7 protein-coding genes are annotated in these 21224 nt (G+C 56.4%); 2 read left to right on the top strand and 5 right to left on the bottom strand.

From position 1 onward, the window contains the following. Positions 1–528 precede the first annotated feature (528 nt). From DTP52_RS14660 to DTP52_RS14640, 5 genes are all read right to left on the bottom strand, one after another. Positions 529–5124 (bottom strand): RHS repeat-associated core domain-containing protein, encoded by a 4596-nt coding sequence (locus DTP52_RS14660; protein WP_109753990.1) that lies wholly within the window; start codon positions 5122–5124, stop codon positions 529–531. Between the two features lie 71 nt (positions 5125–5195). Continuing rightward, positions 5196–8579: a hypothetical protein gene (locus DTP52_RS14655; RefSeq protein WP_146206858.1), complete on the bottom strand. Its 3384-nt coding sequence runs from the start codon at positions 8577–8579 to the stop codon at positions 5196–5198. A 63-nt stretch (positions 8580–8642) separates the two neighbouring features. After that, complete coding sequence (locus DTP52_RS14650; RefSeq protein WP_109753988.1) at positions 8643–11051, bottom strand: hypothetical protein; 2409 nt, start codon at positions 11049–11051, stop codon at positions 8643–8645. Between the two features lie 167 nt (positions 11052–11218). Further along, positions 11219–13933: a hypothetical protein gene (locus tag DTP52_RS14645; RefSeq protein WP_109753987.1), complete on the bottom strand. Its 2715-nt coding sequence runs from the start codon at positions 13931–13933 to the stop codon at positions 11219–11221. A 40-nt stretch (positions 13934–13973) separates the two neighbouring features. Continuing rightward, complete coding sequence (locus DTP52_RS14640) at positions 13974–15446, bottom strand: hypothetical protein (RefSeq protein ID WP_109753986.1); 1473 nt, start codon at positions 15444–15446, stop codon at positions 13974–13976. Positions 15447–15649: 203 nt separating this feature from the next. Between DTP52_RS14640 and DTP52_RS14635 the strand changes: the two genes are divergently transcribed. Both DTP52_RS14635 and DTP52_RS14630 read left to right on the top strand, forming a co-directional pair. Continuing rightward, the gene (locus tag DTP52_RS14635; protein ID WP_109753985.1) at positions 15650–16207 is read left to right on the top strand and encodes a hypothetical protein; all 558 of its coding nucleotides are present in this window, start codon (positions 15650–15652) and stop codon (positions 16205–16207) included. A 66-nt stretch (positions 16208–16273) separates the two neighbouring features. After that, positions 16274–21211, top strand: a complete 4938-nt coding sequence (locus DTP52_RS14630) for an RHS repeat domain-containing protein (protein ID WP_109753984.1) — start codon at positions 16274–16276, stop codon at positions 21209–21211. Positions 21212–21224: the final 13 nt, after the last annotated feature.

Here is a 21224-nt window from a genome sequence, read left to right as displayed (position 1 = left end):
GGGGCGAACAGGAAAACAGGTTTCAGCGGCAGGTCAGGTTCTGCTCAACCATACAAGCCGCTGCGCGGCGATTCGCTGTTGCCAAGCGGTCCCACTACCGCTAAAAACACACCGACGGCTCCCCAGTATAGGATTGAAGCCGAACGGCAAACCTCTGCCCCCTTGGAACGCAAAGAGTATTGGCCTGGGGCAAGAGCGCAAGAAATGCGTCGCCGGCAAGAGCTGCAGCAGCAGGAAATCAGGCGACTTGAAGACGAACTTGCTCGAGTGGAAGCGGAACAGGCGCGCCATATAAGAAGAGGCACAAGACCACCGCTACACCGCCAAAATGGCAATATGCCAACATGACAACATGACAACACCCGCCGCACGTATTTTGTGGCAAGGGATTTATCCCCGCTGGGCGGCGTAGCAGCCCTGGGAAACTGAAATCCCAGGTGGCCGGCAGATTGAAGGTAAGCGTCCGGAGGATTATGGTCCTCCGGTCCATAAGTGCCTATTACATAGCCATTAAGCTTTAGCCAATCATTATGGTTCTCTTATTTCCAATCTAACTTCTGCGTTTGATGGACTTTCCACCTGACGCACGGCCACAGGCTCAGGCGTTCTCTTTCCGGAGGCGGCGCTACTTCTTCCCGAACGTCGAGAAGCAGGAGTTATGCTCTGCAATTCTCTGCCAACACTAGGCGATGCAGGTGCAGGTGCAGGTGCAGGTGTAGGCTTAAACAACGGGAAATAGCGTCTAACATTCTCCAGATCCTGAGCCCTCGCCTTCTGTGCAGCAGCTACATACTCCCTCCTCCCCACCCTTGGCACACTCACCCGTCGCGCCCCAGATAACGAACTTGTTTTCGTCTGGAAGGCGCCCATACCTATTGATCCCAACCCGACAAACAACAGAACGCTTCCCGCAATAGCCAGGGTCACTTTGGCGGTCTTATCCTTCACAGTTAAGGAGGCAATTACAGAGCCACCTCCGATTAGCGCGAATAAAGTTCCGATCGCTTTAAAGGAAAAATGCCCACTCGGATCAGTACTATTAACCGGATCCCCCTCGCAATAGGCATAGGCATTGATACCTCCCCGACCAAACGGACTCAAACTGTCAGGATTGTAAAACCGCATCAACGCCGGGCTGTATGTCCGATAGCCATTCCCCAACAAATAACATCCGTTTTGCTCCTCACGCAGCTCACCGTTAAAACCTAACGCAGTGCTCACCGCTTGCCGGGCACTTTCCTGGCCGTAAGCGCTGTAGGCAATATCGTTGACAGCTGGCTCACCAATCTCGCGCAATACACTGTTTTTTTCATCGACTGCCAGCAATGACGACTTTCCCCCAGTACCCACCTGCTCGGCGAGTACCCTGCCGTCAGCTCGGATAAAGGTACTGCCTTGAGAACCCACCAGTCGACTGGCCAATTCACCGTTCTGGTAGAACCGTGACTCGCTGGCCGCCGCCGTACCACTGGCACTCAACATATCCAACGCATCATAACGATAGCTATTAGCCGACTCTCCACTCAACGCACTGACACTGATCAATCGACTCAAACTGTCGTACTCCAAGATCCGTCCAGCTTCGTCCTGCAACAAATTGCCATTGGCGTCATAGCTAAACTCCAACCGTGGAGGGTAATCCGGCTGGAAGGTATTGGTGATGGCGGTCAATTGGCAGGGATCATCCGGATTGGCGTACTCGTAGTAACTTGAATTGCGCCCGCCCTCGAAGCTGGTCTCGACAAAGTCCAGGTTGTCCTGGGCATCGAAGCCGAACAATTGGCTCTGGATGATCTTGCCGTAGGGGTCTTCGGGGGCCTGGCTGCCGGTGCAGGTGTATTCGACCAGGCGCCCGCGCGTGTCATAGCCATAGGTTTCGTCACGCAGGGTCTCGTTGCCCTGCACCAGGGTCCGTTGCGTCAGCCGGTCGACCTCATCGTAGACCTGGGTCAAGGTCTGGATCACCCCACCGCCCAGATCGAAGCGGCGCAGGACCTCGCGACCAAAATCGTCGTATGCCAGGTGGGTCTTCAACTGCTGGCTGCCGTCAACGGTCTCGATATCCGCGAGCTGCCCCCAATCATCGTAGGCAAAGGTCGAGCGGGTCGTACCCAGCTCGGTGGCGATCAAGCGAGCATGGCGGTCGTATTCAAAGGATTGGGTCTGCTCGAGCACATCGGTATAGCTAAGCATTCGTGCTTGCCGGCTGTACTCGTAATGCATGGTCCGGGTGGTTTCCCCGGTTTGTTCGCGGCTTTCACTTTTCACTTCGCCAGTGCTGAAATACTCGCGCAGCAGGCGATGCGTAACGCCCTGCTGGTCTTGCTCCTCGGTTTGCAACAGCCGTGCGTTCTGCGCGTCGTAGCTGTAGATCGCGGTGCTTTCCACGGCAATCCGCTGCTCCGGATCTTCGCCGAGTTCGGGCCGGTAGACATAGCCGGTTTCCTGGCCGCTGGGGCGCTTGACGCTTTTGGGTTGGGTCTGCCCCGGGTCAAAGGTATAGACGCTTTCCCGCCCGCCGGTGATCGACACGACCATCCGGTCCAGGCCATCGAAGACCTGCTCACCGAGCACCGCGCCGTTGACACTGATCTTGACCGGCAGCTCTTCATCGCTGCTGTGGGGCGCATATTCGCGCTCGACCTCGGTGCTGTCCGGCAACAGGGTCCTGGTCATGCGATCGAACGCATCGTATTCATAGCGGGTCCAGTTGCCGGCGGCATCGTATTCCTCGGCGGTCCGCCCGAGCCCATCGTAATGGTAGAGATGCTCGCTGATCATCTGCTCGCCGCGGTCGATGCGCTTGACGCTGTCGGGCTTGTCGAACAGGTTGTTGACGGTCACCGTCTTGCCCTGGCCTTCGAGCCATTGCGTGGTGGTGCGGGCAATCGGGTCGGTGACCTCATGCTCCTCGACACCATCGGGGCGAATGACACTGCGCTGCTCGCCCCAGTCGTCGTACTTGAAGACACTGGTCAGTTCAATGTTCCTGGCCCGTTCCCAGTCGATCACAGTTTCGCTGGTCAACTGATCGAGCTGGTTGTAGCTCGCCCGGTAGATTTCGCGCAACGCCTGCGGATTACCGCCGAGGCCATCGGCATCGCGGCGGGTTTCCTTGATCACCCGGTTGTGTCCGTCAAGCCAGGAGATCGTCTCGACGCCCTTGACGTCGATGGCGCTTTGCGTGGCCTGCTGCCCCACCGTGTCGACCAGCGTGTAGCGATAGCTGCGACTGGCCTCGTAGGGAGTGTCCGGGGCCACGGTTTCCTTGGTCACCCGACCGAGCAGGTCATACTCGGTGGCGATCGCCACGTCGTTGTCATCACGGCTGAGCAGGGGCTCGCCATTGAGCAGCGAATGTTCCAGGTTGACGATCTTTTCCTCGCCATCGAAGCCCCGCAAGGTATTGACCGTATGCAAGACAGTTTCGCCGGCGCGGGCGTTGCGGGTCTTGCTGTAGACATAATCGGTGGTAGTGGTCAGGTTGTTGAGAGTGACGGCGTCCTGCAACTTGCGCCCATGTTCAAAGGCATTGCCTGGGGCATTGATATAGCTGTAGGTGCTCTGTTGCAGCACCTGCTCGCCTTCCATCAGGCTTTCGTCACTCAAGGCCAGCCAGTGCCCGACGCCGCCGAGGCCGGGGTATTCGTCATAGCGATAGCGAGTTTGCAGGGTTGGCGCGGCGCCGTAGCCGGAGGGGGCCGGGGTGATGGTCTTGCTCTTGAGATTACGCACGAAACCTTGCGGGTCCTTCGGGCAGCCGTCTTCCCCATCGGCGTCGTACCAAGTGCTGGTTTCGGTCACGCCATTGGCATTGACCTGCACCAGCAAATTGCCGAAATCATCGTAAGTGCTGGTGACGACTTCTGTATGCCGGGGTACCGTGGCGCTCGCATTGCGCCAGGTCTGGGTCACGCTTTGCGGCAGTTGGAAGTACGCCAGTTGGTCCTTGAAATCGGCCAGGGGATCGACGTAGTACTCGGTCTCGGTGACCAACAGCGTATCGCTCTTGTTCGGCTCGCTGGTTTTTTGCAAAACCTCTTCGAGCACCAGCAAATGAAAACGATTGAACACCCGGCGGGTGATACGCAGCGGTTTCTCGCTGACGGCGTCCCAGAGCGTTTCGCTGGTTTCATACCTATAGTCCCGGGCCACGCCATCGCGATAGAGATTGTCCAGGTCATTATCGATCCAGGTGACACCGCTGCCATGGCCGAGGAAGTTATTGCCGGTGCGGTCATAATCGTAGCGGGTTTCGATGACGCCCTGCCCAAAGCCCGGGTCGCGTTTGTGCGACTGTACCCGTGGCAGGGTGCGGTCGCTCAGGCCGGGGAAGGCATGGGGTGTGCCTGAGTAAGTGACGGTTTCATGACCGCCGGTGGGGGTATGGACCTCCTTGAGCAGGGTCAGGCCACTCAGGGAGATATAGTAGAAACGCCAGGAACCCTTGTTCTCGGTGGGCAGTCCCGCATCTTCGGCGGGCAGGACGATGCTTTTGGTTTCACCGCCAAGGATGTTGAATACGAACAGCGCTTCATACAGGGTACCCGGATGCAGCTTGACCTCCAGGGTATTACCGTTGCGCGTAAGGCTCAGCAATTCCGTGCGGTCGGCATTGCGGATCCTGCTCAGCAACGGGGTCGTGCCGAAGGCGACGTATTCCAGGGTCACGCTATGCCCCTGGGGTGAGCGCATTTCCACCGGCATGGCGAACTGGCCCTGGCCGACCTGGAGAATCTCCACCAGCCCGGACTTATGCTCGACCCGGTAGCGTTGATTGCCCAGGTCATGGAAATGAAAGGAGTCGAGTTTCTTCTCCGGAATCTCCATACCGTCGGCCCCTATATTGGCCTTGAACGTTTCCCCGGTATACAGCGAGATGATCCGGCGGTTCGGATCATATTGCGAAAGTTGCAAGTTCCAACCCTTGCCGAAACCGCTGTCGGTATTGTTGAGCGGGTTGAAGTTCAATTGCAGCGGCACGACCGGGCCGCACAAGTCATTGGCCTTGAGTTCGGGCAAGGAGATGGCGCAGGTGTATTGACCAGTACGCGGGTCGACTTGGTTAAGGATAAAACTCAAGAAGTTGAAGGCATTGGAATGTATCGAAGTCTCTGTCGACATGACTCTTCTCCCGGAAGAGGAAATGTTTGAGAAGCGCGACCTGCTACAGGTCGCGCCTTAAACCAGTATGACTAACCGATTATCCTGAGCTTGTTTCGATTAACCCCGTCGAAACCGATTTTTACACTGTGTCGATTTCCATAGCGGTCAAACACAATCACATCCAGAGCCCGGCCGAAATCGGACTTGGCATACCGGTCATAGCGCCAGTACTCACGGCGGTGCAAACTGAACAGAACCTCGCCAGGTGGGACAGGGTTTCCCGGGTCAACTGTTTCTTCCGGCACATCGGGTTGCCCCTGCAATCGCCTGAAGAGAATTTCGTCGATGTGCAGGATTGTCTGTTTATCCTCGTTCTCGTCACCCGCGACGGCATACCCGGTAATACTGTGAATATCTTCGAGCATGGTGTCGCTCTCCCATTTCACCATGCTGCAATTGCCAACGAACTGGACTTTTTTAATGGCAACCTGTTGCTGACGGATCATAAGTTTCAGGTAGTAATAATCGAGCGTAGTCAGGTCGTTCTCATTGTCCTTATCACCGTAGACACGGACCGGCCACTCCACACCAGGCGTCTCAAAAGTAAAGGCTGTTACACCACCACCTCCTGCATCCGGTGGCTCCACTGCGAACAGCGTGATGACTTTATGCTCAGCGTCGCCTTCCAGTCCTGGATTGGAATAGATGGTTTCGAAGCTGTCACTGCGCAACCTTGCAGACACACGCAGATTTTCAATACTGTGGGTCTGGACAAAGAACTCCTTGACCACCAGGCCTTTGGGCCTGTTTTGCTGCGCATCCTGGTCCGAGGCAGGCGTTTGATTGGGGTAGGGGTCGTAGGTATTGCGGGCTTCGGTGTAATGCCATTTACCGCCTTCCGGCACCCCGTCTTCACCTACTTCCGGCAATGACACTTTCTGTTCCGCCGAGACCAGCTTGATACTTTCGTATTCGCTCTCCGATAACTCTCCATCTCCCACGGGCTTGACCCGCACCACCACCTTGGCCTGTTGCAGGCCATTGGCATACACCGTCGGGGGCACGGCACTCACTTCAAAATCGAAGATATCCAGGGCGTACCACTCCGACTGCCGGGCGTGCTCGGACAAGTGAATGATGCTGTAACCGAAGTGATCGAAAAACTCATCGGAATAGCTGATCCTCACCACGCTGTAGGGCAGCGTGATCGTCGCAGGCGCGGTAAATATGCCGGTTTGCGCATCGATGGTGCCCTCCCCGGCAACTACTTCCCAGGTGTATATTTGCGGGCGGTCAGCGCGAGGCGGTTTCAACAGCGCAGTGCCGTTGGGGCGCAACCCGGGATGCATGGCGGGGGTAACATTCAGCGCGAAATTACCTTGACTCAGCAGTACCGTGGCGACGGTTTTCTCGCCGGTGCTGGTGTCCTCGACATCGAACAACACCGCCTCCAACGTGCCATCCGGCAGGTCCGTCGACGGTGGAGTGTAGACCGCCTCGTCACCGTCGACTTGTAGCGAGCCGACATTGCTGCGCGGTGTCCAGCGGAACGGCCCGGCGCCCAACGAGGTCGCCCGAAGCCGCACATTGCGGCGCGCGCTCATCTGGATCAGCGACATCGACGGCGTGACCACCACGCCGGTCAGTACCACCACAACCATCGCCGAGGCCGTGACTTCCTTACCGGTCGTCGAATCGGTGTAGGTGGCCGTGACCACATTGCGTATGGCGCTGCCGTCGAGCAGTTGAACGTCCGGTGCCAAATACTCACCATTGGTAATAGTACCCAGCGCCCGACTACCGTCGACGCTGCGCACGCTCCAGGTCACATCGTTGGCCCGGTAGCCCAATTGCCGAATAGTGAACGTCTGTGAATCGCCCGCTTTAACCACTGGCAACAAGGGGTCGAGGGTGAAGGTGGTTTCTTTTGGATCGATGTGGCCGACCATGAGCAGGTCGCCTGGTAGGCGGGCTTCGGTCAGTTGCAGGGCGTTGCGTTCGGGGAAGAGTAGGTTGCTGATGGCGAGGACATTGATTTCAGGAAGCTCTATCCGATCGAATGAGGCGCCAAACTTCTCGTCTATCGGTCTTGTAAGCCGTTCAATGACTTGGGGCTCGAAATGTTCAGGAATACGACCTGGCAAGGCATGAAACTCCGTCAGGTCGATAGGACATTGAACGGTCGACCCGGACATCCGCTTCAAGATCACAGAGTTATCGGTGTCCCCCATCACTGGTTCAAGGACGATACTGACTGTAGGCGAGGCATAGATATTGAAATTTGTATAACGGTGTTGAGGAATCGCAATAGGGTTATAGGCGTGAAATTGATAGGGTTGAGTCTGGCGACTCTGCCAACTAAGCATGCATCGACTATCCGGATTGCTGAATACTTTCAACGATTGATCCGGAAGCGCACTGAAAAATGTCAAGCCCAAATCACCGCGATTTTTTATATCGTAATGATCCATTTCGTTTGCCTCCCATGACACATAAACGCCAGGAAGCGCAAACTTTCCGCTTATCGCACGCAACGAGCGAGCCACATCATTGGATTCTACTTCTCGCACACACCTAAGATCATTGCCAATATGCTGCTCCAGATAGATCTGTACATACCAGTCAAACACGACTCTACTGGCCAATATCAGTGACCCTGAATATAACGTTTTACCCGTTACCGGATGTCGATCATTGGGAATCAGGTAATCCAGCGCCCCTTCACCCGGATCGCTGCCCTCATCCGAGTTGCCCTTGGTCCTGACAAATAGCACCACGGCGCCCTCACCATAATCGTCGGAAGCACGGTCCTTGCCCTCGTCCGTGGCCATGGTTCGAATCAGGAATGAACGCGGCGCGAGCAGATCGACATCACGCAGGTCGAGCATGCCCAGCTCATACATCCGGTCTTCAGGTTTTTGTTCCAGAAACAAGCCCTTGAAGAAGTTTCCGAGGGTTTCCTGGGCCCGGTCTTCGTTGACCAGATTGCAACGGCAATTGTAGCCATCACCGATATCGACAATGACCTTGCCCTGCTCATTGACCGTACCGCGACTGGCCGCCAGGTCGATATCCATGGTCAGGGTATAAGCCTGGTTGGCACTCACCACATAGCTGTAGAGAATCGCCCCGGGGACCTGGCCGGAGCCCTTGCGTATATAGGAGACTGTGCCTGAGACAATATCCATGGTTGCCGTTGCGCGCGAATTGCGCAGCGAGGCTTTTTCAAAACTCAAGCGAGGGTGGCTTAAGATCAGGCCGCTCATCTCCAGATATTCACTGTTATCCGGCACCATGAACGGCGCGCCGAAAATGCGCTTGAGAAAACTTTCGCGGTTGAAGCGGGTAATGTATTGCTGCTCCAACAAGCTATTGACCTTGGCTCGGTTCATGAATACCACGGCATCCCAACCGAGGGTGACCGATTTGCCTTTCATCCGATCGGTCAGTGCATTTAATGAATAAGTAGTCATGGTTTTTGCCTTCAGTAAACTAAAAATCAACGATGAAGAGTGGCAAAAGGATTTGCACCGAGATCAGTCAAAGGTCCAATCGGTTTTCAGGGTCTTTCCTAAGGTACCGATCAGTTCAACATATCGATCGAGTGGTAACGGAACGGCGGCAAGGGCGTGGCTGTCTTGGTCAAGGCCCTCTACGGTGCCCGAAACAACGACCAAGCTACCCGGAGGAACAAACGCCGGTTGCTGATAAACCCCTGTGCGCTCGTCAAAGGTTCCCACTCCGCCCAGCAATTTCCAGATTACCCTTGAAGGATCTATCGGACCATTCTTGCCTCTTAGTTCAAACTGCACTGTACCGCTGGCAGGATCGCTCTCCTCGGAGATCCACATGGGCGTGGTCACCCCGAGTTTGGTGATCAAGAAATGGATATAGGCGGATGTCGTCTTCCCATTGACGGTTTGCTTGATCTGGATCTTGTCCATGTAAAACGGAATGTAAGGATCCACGCTGCCCGGCCCCGCAGTGTACTTACGCTCGTGGGGCTTACCCGCTACCGGATCGAGCCTTGAGCCCCATTGCGGCGTGAGATTGATCCACTCCAGGGTTCCGCCATTTACCGATTGGGCAGTAAACGTTCTCTCCTCACCGGGGTCGCCTGCGTCGTACAGCGGGTTTGCCACGATCATGCTGCTGAGCACGGAAACCAACGCCGAACTTTTTACCGGTGTTCCGTTTAGAGTTCCCTCGGCAGTCACTACGATGGCGAGAAAACCATCGCGTAATTGGCTTTCATCGGGGGCGGTAAAATATCCGCTTGAACTAATAACGTCCGGCAGAGAAACCTGACCATCAACATCTCGCGCCGACCACCTGACGTTGGTTGGCTGAGGGGACAGGTTGAACTGAAATGCGTAGGCAGCCTCGACCGTGGAGTTCCTGGGTGAGAGCACAGTGCTTGTAAGCAAAGGGTCGATCTCACCAAACACAGCGAGATCTCCAGGGACAAACGCCTCAGTCAGATGCAAGGCATTGTGACCGGGAAACAGCAGGTTACGCAGCAAGAACGTATCAATCGTGGGGGTCGACAACTCCTTGAGGATTTCCAGCAATTTCGGTCGGAAAAACTCTTCGATTTTAGGAATCATATTGATCCCTTCCCATTTCAGATCAAACAGATGCTCAAAGCCAGTCACCGCCATATTGAAAGCGGATGAACCTTCATTACGATTAAAGTCAACCACACCGGTAACTTTATCCAGCACAACATCAAAATTCACTCGGTAATTGCAGACAAACGTCAGGTCCCCGTAATCCCACTCATCTCCCGTAGGCCAACTCCAGTGAATGACTCGGCTGAATCGGGTGGTATAGGTTTTACTCCAGACAAACTCAATACGTGTACCTGCCCCTTTTATCGTAAGCGCGGGTCCACCCTCGTCGGCCTTGAAATGCGAGTAGAGATCCGCTTTGAATGTCGCGGGAAAATCATCGTCACGAACTCTATAATCATGAACAAACTCAAGATCAAGCCCGCCGGAAGCGCCGCGCAGACTCCAGCCAATATCCGACCCTCCGCCATTTTCCGGGGTGTAATCCAGAAAACTGATCCCATAGCCAATATCAGCGGTCGCCGGACCGCGCATGACTTTATCGAACAATATTCGACTGGATAGCAGCATGGTGCCGGTATATCTTTCTCCGCCACCGTCCGCAGGAATCAGGTATATCGCATTGGCATTGGGATAACTTTTTCCATCCTCACCGTCTTTCAATGTAATAAACAATATCACCGCACCGTCGCCGTACTGCTCGTCGCCAAACAAGGCATTGGGATCGGACCTCATTGTTCTTACTTCAAAATTTTTCGGCGTCAAGATACCGTTCAGGTCCCCGTCCAGCCGCCCCAGCGGAAAAACTTTCTGCTCAGAGGGTATATTGTCATTAAAATACTCCTTGAAACGTTGTCCCACAGCGGCCATCGTCATATCGCCAATGACAAAATCCGCCATAAAATTATCGGCATTACTGAGGTCAATCAACACATCCCCGGCCCCAGTGACCACCGCCTTGGTCACCGGCTGGTCCATCCATAATGTCGGACCTCCTACGGGTAATACTTTTAACATTTTGGAAACGAAAAGCCTGCCTCCCGAATACTTCTTTGTACTGACAATCATGCCACCGATCATATCCATGGTCAGCCGAGCCTTGGCCGGTAAACTGGGATCGGAGGTCTCGAAGGATAAACGCGGTGCGCTTAGTTTAAGCCCGTATATATTCTCCACATAGCTACCATCACCCCAAGGGGCAAGCATGGTCATTGGCTCAAAATAACCAGTTTCGCTATCGAACCGCTCGACATACAACTGAAACAGCAATTCATTGGCCTTGCGTTGATCGTAAAGCGTTATGGCGTCCCAGCCATAAGTCAGGGACTTGCCTTGCATCTGGTTGACCAATTGCGTCAGCGTCAATTTACTCATGACCGTTCACTCCCATCACCAATAGAATCCTGTCTGCCTGTCGAGTTATGCCAAACGCAAGGCGCAAACTGCCACGCGAGTCATACGACAGACCGCGATACAAACATCACAACCAATAAATCCCGCAGTAGCTGAACGCATTCAACCACTCGCCGAGCTAGAGCGCTCTAACTACTATTCCCCTCCTGCTCGCCATTCCCCTCTTGGGCAGACAAATCATCCGCCTCGCTCGATAAATAACCCGGCGGATAGAAAAAGACATAGGGCGTTGGTTCGGACAACCGTCCGGACGCATCGACTGCCCGCAGGTGAAAACGGTTATAGCCCTGTACGTTGGATGTATATTCCGTTCCGGTAACATCGGCGATCGGCACCCACCATCGATATAGCCGGTACTTCACGGCCTTGTTGGAAGCATTCCATTCAAACCTGATGGGGTAATAACTTTGGTGCGTCAAGCGAAAACCGGTTGGAATTGGTATTTGAGGCGGGGGAGCAGTGGGGAGAACATCCTCCTGCAGAATGTCCATCAGCGCAGCATACTTGCTCAGCGGCAGTGGAATAGCGGCGAGAGCCTGCACATCATGAAAGTCATCGGGAATGGTTCCCGACACCACGATAAAACTGCTCGCCGCCACGGACGCCGGCTCCCGATAAACCCCGGTACGCTCGTCAAGAGTGCCCGGCCCGCCCAGCAATCTCCAGGTCACCCGGGAAGAATCGACCGGCTCCCCCCTGGGCCGCAGCTCGAACTGCACCGTGCCGCTGGCCGGCTCACTCGCCTCGGAGATCCACAAGGGGGTCGTGACCGCCTGGTTGTGGATCAGGATATGGATGTGGCTCACCTGGCCACTGGACGTTTGCCTGACCTCGATCTTATCCAGGGAAAACGGCACATCATCGTCCGAGCTACCGCCGGCGGTATACGTTCTTTGGGTTGGTTCATTCGCTACGGCGGCCAATGTCGAGCCCCATTGCGGGGTCAGGATCTTCCACTCCAGTGAGCCGCCGTCCAAGGATTGGGCAGACAATTTCTTGCTTTCACCGGGGTTACAACTGTCGTACAGGGGGTTGGTCAGGACCATGCTGCCGAACACCGAGACCAGCGCCGAACTTTGCACCGGTTTCCCGTCCAAGGTGCCCCGCGCGGTCACCACAATGGCAAGGAAACCCTCGGGCAACTGGTTCTGGGGCGGCGCCGTAAAGTAACCACTCGAACTGATGACATGCGGCAGGGACACCTGGCCATCGATATCCCGTGCGGTCCAGCTGATGTTGGTCGGCGTGGGGGTCAATACGAACTGAAACCCGCTGCCGGCCGCAACCGTCGAGTTGAGCGGGGTGAGTTGCGTGCTGGTGCGCAAGGGTTCGATCTGGCCAAATACCGCCAGATCGCCGGGGATGAACGCCGTGCTCAAGTGCAAGGCATTATGGCTTGGAAACAGCAGATTACCCAGCAGGAACGTCTCGATCGATGGAATGTCGATTTTTTTGACTACGCCATGAAGTACCGACTTGACCCTGTCGTTAATATGGTTTCGGGTATCGGCCTCCCCTTGCATATTCCAATAATGACCAGCACTCCCGTTGAAACCGGTATCGACCGCCAATAAAAACATCTCGGGTCTACTCAGCTCTACATGTTGGCGCGCCTCATCCAGCGAAGCCTCAAGCTTCATCGCCATTTCGAAATTGCAGTGATAACCAAAGTTATACCGGTCATTGGTCGCCGGTACTTTGCATTGTCCGGCGACCTGGCCCCTCCAATAAATCGTCAGGCTTGCGCCAACCCCATAACTGACCCTCAAGCCCTTGCTGGCGCTGGCCAACCAACTGAACTCATAGGCGAAGGGATCCAGCTTGCTGTTTGCAAAGCCACTGCGTTGAAAGGCGGCATCCCAATACCCATACGTTGCCGTATTAAAACCAATATTGCTTCCACCAGCGGTCGCTTCCAGCGTCGTGGCAATGTCATGGCTCTGGTAGGCCACCCGTAAAGCCAGCCCCTTGCCGATGGAACTCTCCAGTGCCGGCTTGAGGATTTTTTCCGCCAATACCTTGCTGGACAGCAACAGTGTGCCGGTGTACTTGCTGCCACTTTCGTCGGCCGGAATCAGATAAGGCGCTTCAGAACCAGGATAACGGTCACTGTCGCGACCGCCTTGCAAGGTAATGAAAAGCACCAACGCGCCCTCCCCGTATTGCTCGTCACCGAGCACGGCATACGGGGCGGCCTTCATCGCCCTGACCTCGAAGCTTTGCGGGGTCAATATCCCGTTCGATTGTCCCTCCAGGCGTCCCAACGGAAAGACCTTCAGTTCAGGGGGAATATTTTCATCGAAATATTGCTTGAATCGATTGCCGACCTCCTTCATCGCCAGCTCACCAAGCACGAAGTTCGCCATGAAGTTCTCGGCATTCTTCAGGTCGATCAGCACATCCCCCAGTCCGCCGACCACGGCCTTGGTCACCGGCTGGTCCATCCACAGTTGCGGACCGCCCACGGGTAAGACCTTGAGCAGCCTCGATATGAAAAAAGGACCGCCTGGTTCCTTCTTGGCGCTGACAATCATGCCGCCGATCATGTCCAGGGTCAGCCGCGCCTTGGCCGGCAACTGGGGGTCGGCGTTTTCAAACGACAGGCGAGGCGCACTCAGCTTCAAGTCATGGATGTATTCCTTGTAGGGCCCCCCCTCGCCCCAGGAAGCAACCATGGATATCGGTTCGATGTAGCCGTTTTCGCTGTTGACCCGCTCGATATACAGTTGCATGAGCAATTCATTGGTTTTGCGTTGGTCGTAGAGCACCACGGCGTCCCAACCAGAGGTCAGGGACTTTCCTAGCATCTCGGCGACCAACTGCCTCAATGTCATCTTGCTCATGATTGAGTCTCCTAAAGCCCTTGAAAGGCAATGTGCGAAGTCAATCCAAAAGTTTCAGTTGCAAGGGATTTCTGAACACGACAATCGAGTGCCCACCATCGAAACTGACACTGGCGCGCAGGGTGAATACCGAATTCACCGAAATACCCGCCAAGTGCGTGGTCATCAGGCGAGCCGTGACACCGGTGGTGGTCTCGGCAGGCAAGACCGGACGAAGGGGAATGATGTCGCGCTCGGTAATGCCACTGGCCGTCAGCCATAGCCGTACCGTTTGCTCGGTGGAAATGAATGACCAGCGATCGAGCCTCAACAAGGCCCCGCCCGGCGGAATATTGGACAACTTCAAGGTCGCCGGCGAACCCACCTGGGCGCCTTCACAGGAGATCTCCGGGTGACTGGCAAGCTCGCGGACATACAGCCGCAAGGGCGGCTGGGCTTCCTGGCCGGACACGCTATAGGTCACCTCGACCGTCTTGCCGAAGTTCGGTGGCAATACCGTCGAAGGGACCTTGAACTTCAACGGGTTCGACGGCTCGGCCTCCTGCACGTCATACGAGCCACTGGCACCAAAGCCTTTCCAATGGGCAATCACCAGGTCGTCGTCACCAATGGTGGCGGCCGAGGGAATGGTGATATAGGCGCCGTTGATGGCCGCGACCGGATTCAGCTCGTCACGGCCCTCGGTGACCACGCTGTTGTCCACCGTCGGAGTCGGTAAGACCAGAGGCTCGCGAATGCTCAACTCCAGGGGTACGCCGGAGCCGGCAGCGTCATCGCGCCCATACTGATAGCGCACGCTGACGGAACCACCTTGATTGTCGAGCAGCCACTGGACGGGCATCGGCACCTCGATCCGATCGCTGTCGATCATCGCCTGGTCGATCTTCAGGTATTGGATCGTGTTCTTGTTCGGCCCACTGCCTAAACCGGTACGCGTGCCGTACACCAACAAATCGTCTCCCGGGCGAATCCCCGGATAAGGCGCCACCACCACCCGGATGCCTTCGGGAAACTGGCCGGGGTTGATGACGCTGCCGGTCAGGTCCTTGATGGTCGCCGCGGCAGGCTCTGGCGCGGTGGGTGGCGTGACCTGGATGATGCGTTGCGCCGATTCGCTATCGGCCTGCGCAGCGGGTGTCGCGTAGGTGATCTCGTAGTGCAGCTGGATCGAGCCCCCACGCAATGCCACGGCACTGGTTTTCGCCACGGCCCAGTTCAGCACCGAACCCGGATTGTTACTGGGATCGGTATCGCTGTCGCTCAAGGTCTTGATCGGCAAATTGACCGTGGGGCCAGGGTTTCCATCAGCGCGGGTGCCCACCCACAGCAAGCGGACTACATCCCCATTAGCCATGCCGGCATAGGGCACGACAGCGATGGTCATGCTGCCGTCGATTTTGTCGGGATCAAGTTGCAGGTCGTGGGATTCCTTGATTTGCGGGGCGGGTAACAGGTCATCCCGGATAGGACCCGTCGGCGTATTGTTCGCCGCTTGGTCATTGCTATTGGTCATATCGTCCCCCCTTCAAACCATGCCGATACGTGAACGACTCATCCACGCAACTACCTGAGTTTTTTTATTTATACGCCTGCTCCATTCGCTCAGGTACTAGCAGAACTACTAGGTTCCAAAGGTGCCGACCGGTGCTAGATTCGACCAGAAGGCAACCGTACAGCCACTCTTCAAGCCGCCCCGGTCAATAGAGGTGTCCGACAATGAATCTGCGTAAATCATTAGTGTTGAGAACGTGCGCCTGGATAACGCTTATCAGTGTCAGTGGTCTCGCTACCGTTGCGTGCGCTGCATCCGAGCAGGACACCACTACGAACTCCTCTTTCGGGACCATTCATTTTAATAATGATAAGGGTGAGGAAAAGTGCTCGCTGGCCATACCCGAAACTAACAATTGGTTTAATTTCAGCCATGACAATCAATATTGCGAAAACAATATGGTCTCAACTTTCTGGCTGGAAAATGTGCCCTCGGCGACCTTGATTAATTTTTATGAAAACGATGCCTGCTCCGATGCCAAGGTCAGCAATACTTTTTTTTTCAAGTTTAAAACCGTCAAACAGCCCACTGACTGGGCTCCCCATGGCGGCATGCTTCTGTCCATTGATGCTTTGCGAAACCTGCGTCCCGGAGAGCTGATTGCGGGGAAAAATCTACGTGTCGAAGCGGATGGTGCATTTGTCGGTCCGGACCTCGCCGCCAAGAATCTCAACGAACGGCTTAGCTGCGTTTATATCGAACGCTCGCAACCCGCTAACTGACCTCAGCCGTGGATTGTGTGGATTGACTGGCACCGCCATTGCTCTGCTTTCAACGAGGATAAGTCCATGACCACCGCGACCAATGTGCCCTCCAATGCCTTCAACTTCCTGAACTTTATCCTCAGTCAGGTCGACCCACGGACTGGGCAATACACCTGCGTCATCTCCTTGCCCGAACTCAAGGCGAATAATCTCTGTGGCCCGACGGTGCCATTACCCTTGAACTTCAATCCGCTCAACCGTACCGACAGCGGTTTCGGCAAGGGATGGAACCTGCAACTTTCGCAATATGATCCCAACCGCCGGATCATCTCGCTGTATACCGGGGAAAACTTCAAGGTCAACTCGGGACCGGATGGGATGGAGATTCCGGAGAAGAAACTCGACTCCTTTCATTTCCATGACTTGGGCAATAAGCGCTACCGGGTCGAGCATAAGTCCGGGCTGGTGGAGATTCTTGAGGTCGGCCAGGGCCAGTTCGCCATGCCGGTGGAAATGCGCTCGCCCCAGGGGCATAGCGTAACCCTCGAATACGTTGCCTTCGGCACGACCCCGCTACTGAACAAGATCCGCAACGCCGACCGCACGGAACTGCTGAGCCTTACACGCAGCGGCAATACCCTGGAGATCAAGCTGTACCCCGAGAGCACGCAGGAAGCCGTGTTTGTGTTGAATATCATCGGCGGCGAAACCAAGCGCCTGGACCTGCCCATCGAGGACCCTGGCCTGCCGACCGAGAACAAGGGTTCCTGGCGTTTCGACTATATTTCCTTGAGCAGCCTGACCCTGCTCAAAGAGGTGCATACCCCCACTGGCGGCCACGAAACCGTCACCTACTCAGGCACCCACCATGCCTTTCCCGGCATGAGCGACCTCACCCTGCCACGGGTACAGTCGCACAAGCTCGACCCGGGCTTTGATCAACCCGTCATCGAAACCCGCTACGAGTACGACCGTACCGGCAATAACTTCCTCGGCCATGGCAGCGGTGTCACCTGGAGCGACAATGGCCTGGACAACCTCTTCCGCGATGGCGTGGTCAGGGGCTACCGGTATGAAACCAGCGAGATTCTTTGGGACGCCATCCGCCAGAAACCGGCGCGTACCACTCGGCGGGTGTTCAATCGTTACCATCTACTGGTGCTCGAAGAAATTTCGCAAAAAGCCAGCGTCCCGGACAAAGACGATACCCTGCTGGTCACCGAGACCGAATATTACGCCAACCCGCTGGCGGACTTCAGCGATCAACCGGCGTATTACCAACTGCCCAAAAGCGTCACCCAGACCTGGCGCAATGCCGGCGCCACGCTGCCCCGGTACACCGAAGTCGTCTCCAGCACCTACGATGATTTCGGCAACCTGCTGGTGCAGGTCAATGCCGATGGCGTGACCGAAACCAGCACTTGGTACGACGCCACCGGGGAAGACGGCTGCCCGCCGGACCCGCAAGGCTTCGTGCGCCATATCAAGAGCAAGACCCTCACCCCGGCCCCCTCCGACTACGGCAACGCACCGACCCTGCAAACCCGCTATCGCTACGTCGAATACCCCGGGGTCGGCAACGCCGGGCCCTGGCTGGCCTTGAGCGACGAAACCCTGGTCCAGGTCGTGGATGAGCAGGCACAAACCGAGCTGCGGCGTATCGCCCATGAATACATCAACGCCCCGGCAGAGCAGTGGCACGGCATGCTCAGCAAAATGCGGCAAACCCTGCATGGCGAGGCCGATACCCTGACCACCACCGAGCATGCCTACAGTATCGCCCCGGGTACCCGGACCGGGGGGATGGTCATGCGGACAGAAACCACCCTGATCGGCTATGACGACCAACCCAACGCGCCGATTCGCAAAGTGATCCGCGAAGAACACGCCTTGCCCAATGGCAGCAAATCCCTCAGCACCGATGACGTCGGCGCCGAAGTGCTCTACCGATACGATCACCTGGGCCGGGTAATCGAAGAAACCGCAGCGCCGAATACTCCCTACCAGGCCAGCCGTACCTATGGCTATACACTGGCCAACGGGCCGGAGCAGCAGGCGCACCAACGACTCAAAGACGTCAACGGCGTCGAGACCGTGACCTGGCTGGATGGGTTGAACCGCGTATTGAAAGTCGAACGCCAGGATGTCGATGGCGGGGGGGGCAATCCAACGGCGTTTCGCGAGACCTATCGGGCGACTTACAACAACTTGGGACAACTGACCAGCGAAACCCGTACGGACTGGGAAGGCGCCAAGGACGTTGCCCTGACCAGCCTCTTCGAGTACGACACCTGGGGCGAGCAATACAAGGTGATCGGTGCCGATGGCGTGGCGCAGGTCACCGAAAACGACCCACCCACGCAAACCCTGTGCAGTTGGAGCCAAAGTACCGAAACGCCGCCGAAGATCACCGGCAAGACCCGCACGACCCTCAACCGGTTTGGCAAGGAAGATAAAATCGAGGCCCTGGACGCGGAGAACAGGCTGGTCAGTGAGGTGCAATTGCTTTACGACGGCCTGGGCAATTGCATCGAACAAATCGACCCGATGGGCGAATCCACCCGCTTCACCTACGACCTGTTTGGTCGGGTCCAGACCACCACCCTGCCCGACTACACCGAGTTCAAGCGCACCTATGCCCGACACAGCGGCGACGAGCTGCCCGTGGGCCTGGACGTGATCGCCAATGGCACCACCACCTGCATGGGCCTGCAGACGTTCGATGGGCTCGACCGCCGCACCACCCTGAAAGTCGGCCCGCGCTTGCAGCAATTCCACTACAAGGGCGGGCAACTTCAGGTCGACACCCAGATCACCGCCAGCCAACAATCCATCAGCTATGAATACCAGTTGGGCCTGACCGACAGCCCCGTGTCCAGCATCGCCCCGGACGAGCAATCGAGCTTCAACTACGACTCCAGAAACGCACAACTGACGCTTTCGGAAAATACCCAGGGCCAGCACCACTTCGACTACAGCTCCAGCGGCCAATTGCGCCGCGAGAGCTGGACGGAAAAACGCTCGGGCAAGACATGGGAAACCCATTACACCCATACCCTGGAGGGCCGTCCGCTGTCCCGGGCGAATAACGACGGCTTGCCCTGCACCTACAGCTACGATGAAAAAGCCCGGCCCAAGACGGTGACACAGGGGCAGATCAGCGCCACCTTCGAGTACGACAGCCTGGGCCAGATCAGCCTGATCACCACGCGCAATGCCCATACCCAGCAGCAATTACAAACGCGCCTGACCTTCGATGACCAGGGCCGGGAAAGCTCGCGCCAGTTGAGCTTGAGCGGCGGCCACCCGGACCGCACCATCACCCAAACCTACCGGGCCGACAGCAAGCTGCAAAGCCGCCATCTGCAAGCAGGCGATGAAACCGAACTGCTGGAAACCTTCGACTACGACCCACGCGGACGCCTGGTGCAATACAACTGCGAGGGGACCGAACTGCCGAAAGACCGCTATGGCAATGCCATCGTTGAACAGCTGTTCGCCTTCGATGCCCTGGACAATATCACCGAGGTCTACACCCTCTTCGCCGACGGTAGCCGTGACGACATCGAGCGTTTTTTTGCCGGGGATGACGACCCTTGCCAGTTGGTCAGGATCACCCATACCCATGAGGATTATCCGCGCAGCATCGAGCTGGAATACGACGAGGACGGTCGCCTGAAGCATGATGAAAACGGCCAGCGCCTGAACTACGACAGCCAGGGCCGCTTGCTGCGTGTCACTGACAGCAGCGGCAACACCGTCAGCCAGTACCGTTACGACGCGCACAACCACTTGCTGGGCGTCACGCGCCAATCCGAAGCCGAAACCTTGCGGTTTTACGATGACGACAGCCTGACCCGAACGGAACAAGGCGAGCGGAAAATTCATTTGCTCAGCGCCGCCGACCAAGCGCTGGGCCAACAGCTGCAGGATGATCCCGAGCAGACGTTGCTGCTGCTGACCGACGCGAAAAACAGCGTGCTGGCCGAAAGCGGCCAGGGTGAACTGCGCAAGGCCGTGTATGGCGCCTATGGCGAGCGCCGCCCCGAAGACGACTTGCAATGCCTGTTGGGCTTCAACGGCGAAGTGCGCGATGAACTCAGCGGTTGGTACCTGCTGGGTCGCGGCTACCGCGTCTACAACCCTTCGCTGATGTGCTTTCACAGCCCGGATTCGCTCAGCCCATTCGATGCTGGGGGGGTCAATCCCTACATGTATACGGCGGGCGACCCGATCAACTTCGTCGATCCCACCGGGCATGCCAATCGTGGGGTGAACTGGTTGGGCGTATTGGGCGCGGCACTTTCCGCGATAGGCATAGCCCTTTCGATCGCGGCGGTGGTTATCGCTCCGCCGGTTGGCGCGCTTGCCATCGGGGTCACGAGCACCTTCACCGTGGTGGGGGTCGGGTTCGGGGTCTATGGCTTCTACGAAGGTGTCGCGGCCACCACCGCCACCCGAATGAAAGATCGTGAAAAGCACGCATTGAGTTCGGTGATTTCTGGCGGGGTGGATGTGGCGTTTGGTCTGTGGGGGCTCTGGCGGGCAGCAGCAGCGGCTGCCAAAGCCGCTGAGGCCGCAGCAGCTCAAAAAAGTTGGCACACCATGCTCAGTAAGGAATTCGGAGAGACTAGTCGTACCATGCAAGTCGCAAAGAACCTAGAGAATAGTCGCGGGGCCGGGGCCACAGCCGCTAACGCGACTGATATACCTTCCATCTACATTCCACGACCGGTTTATAAGGGGGTACGTATAGATGTACCGGATATACCGTACATACCACGTGTACCGTCTCATAAGGAGGTACGTATAAATGTACCGGATATACCGCCCATACCACGCCTTGATACGTACCCAAGTACAATCAATCAATTAAAACGTAGAGTCGAAACCGGTAAACCCTTTCACGCCGGCGACGATCCAAGTTGGTGGTTCGTAGACTCCTTAAAAGGGGATCTCGCCAATGGACCATTAACAGGTCAGACCTCCAAGAATTTAAAACAAGTTAGATCTTCTTCATAATTCCAAAGCCAAG

Source organism: Pseudomonas sp. 43mfcvi1.1, assembly GCF_900115935.1.
Taxonomy (GTDB): Bacteria; Pseudomonadota; Gammaproteobacteria; order Pseudomonadales; family Pseudomonadaceae; genus Aquipseudomonas; species Aquipseudomonas bijieensis.
The sequence above is the reverse complement of the archived record's forward strand: the minus strand, read 5'-3'. Positions and strand labels throughout refer to the sequence as shown.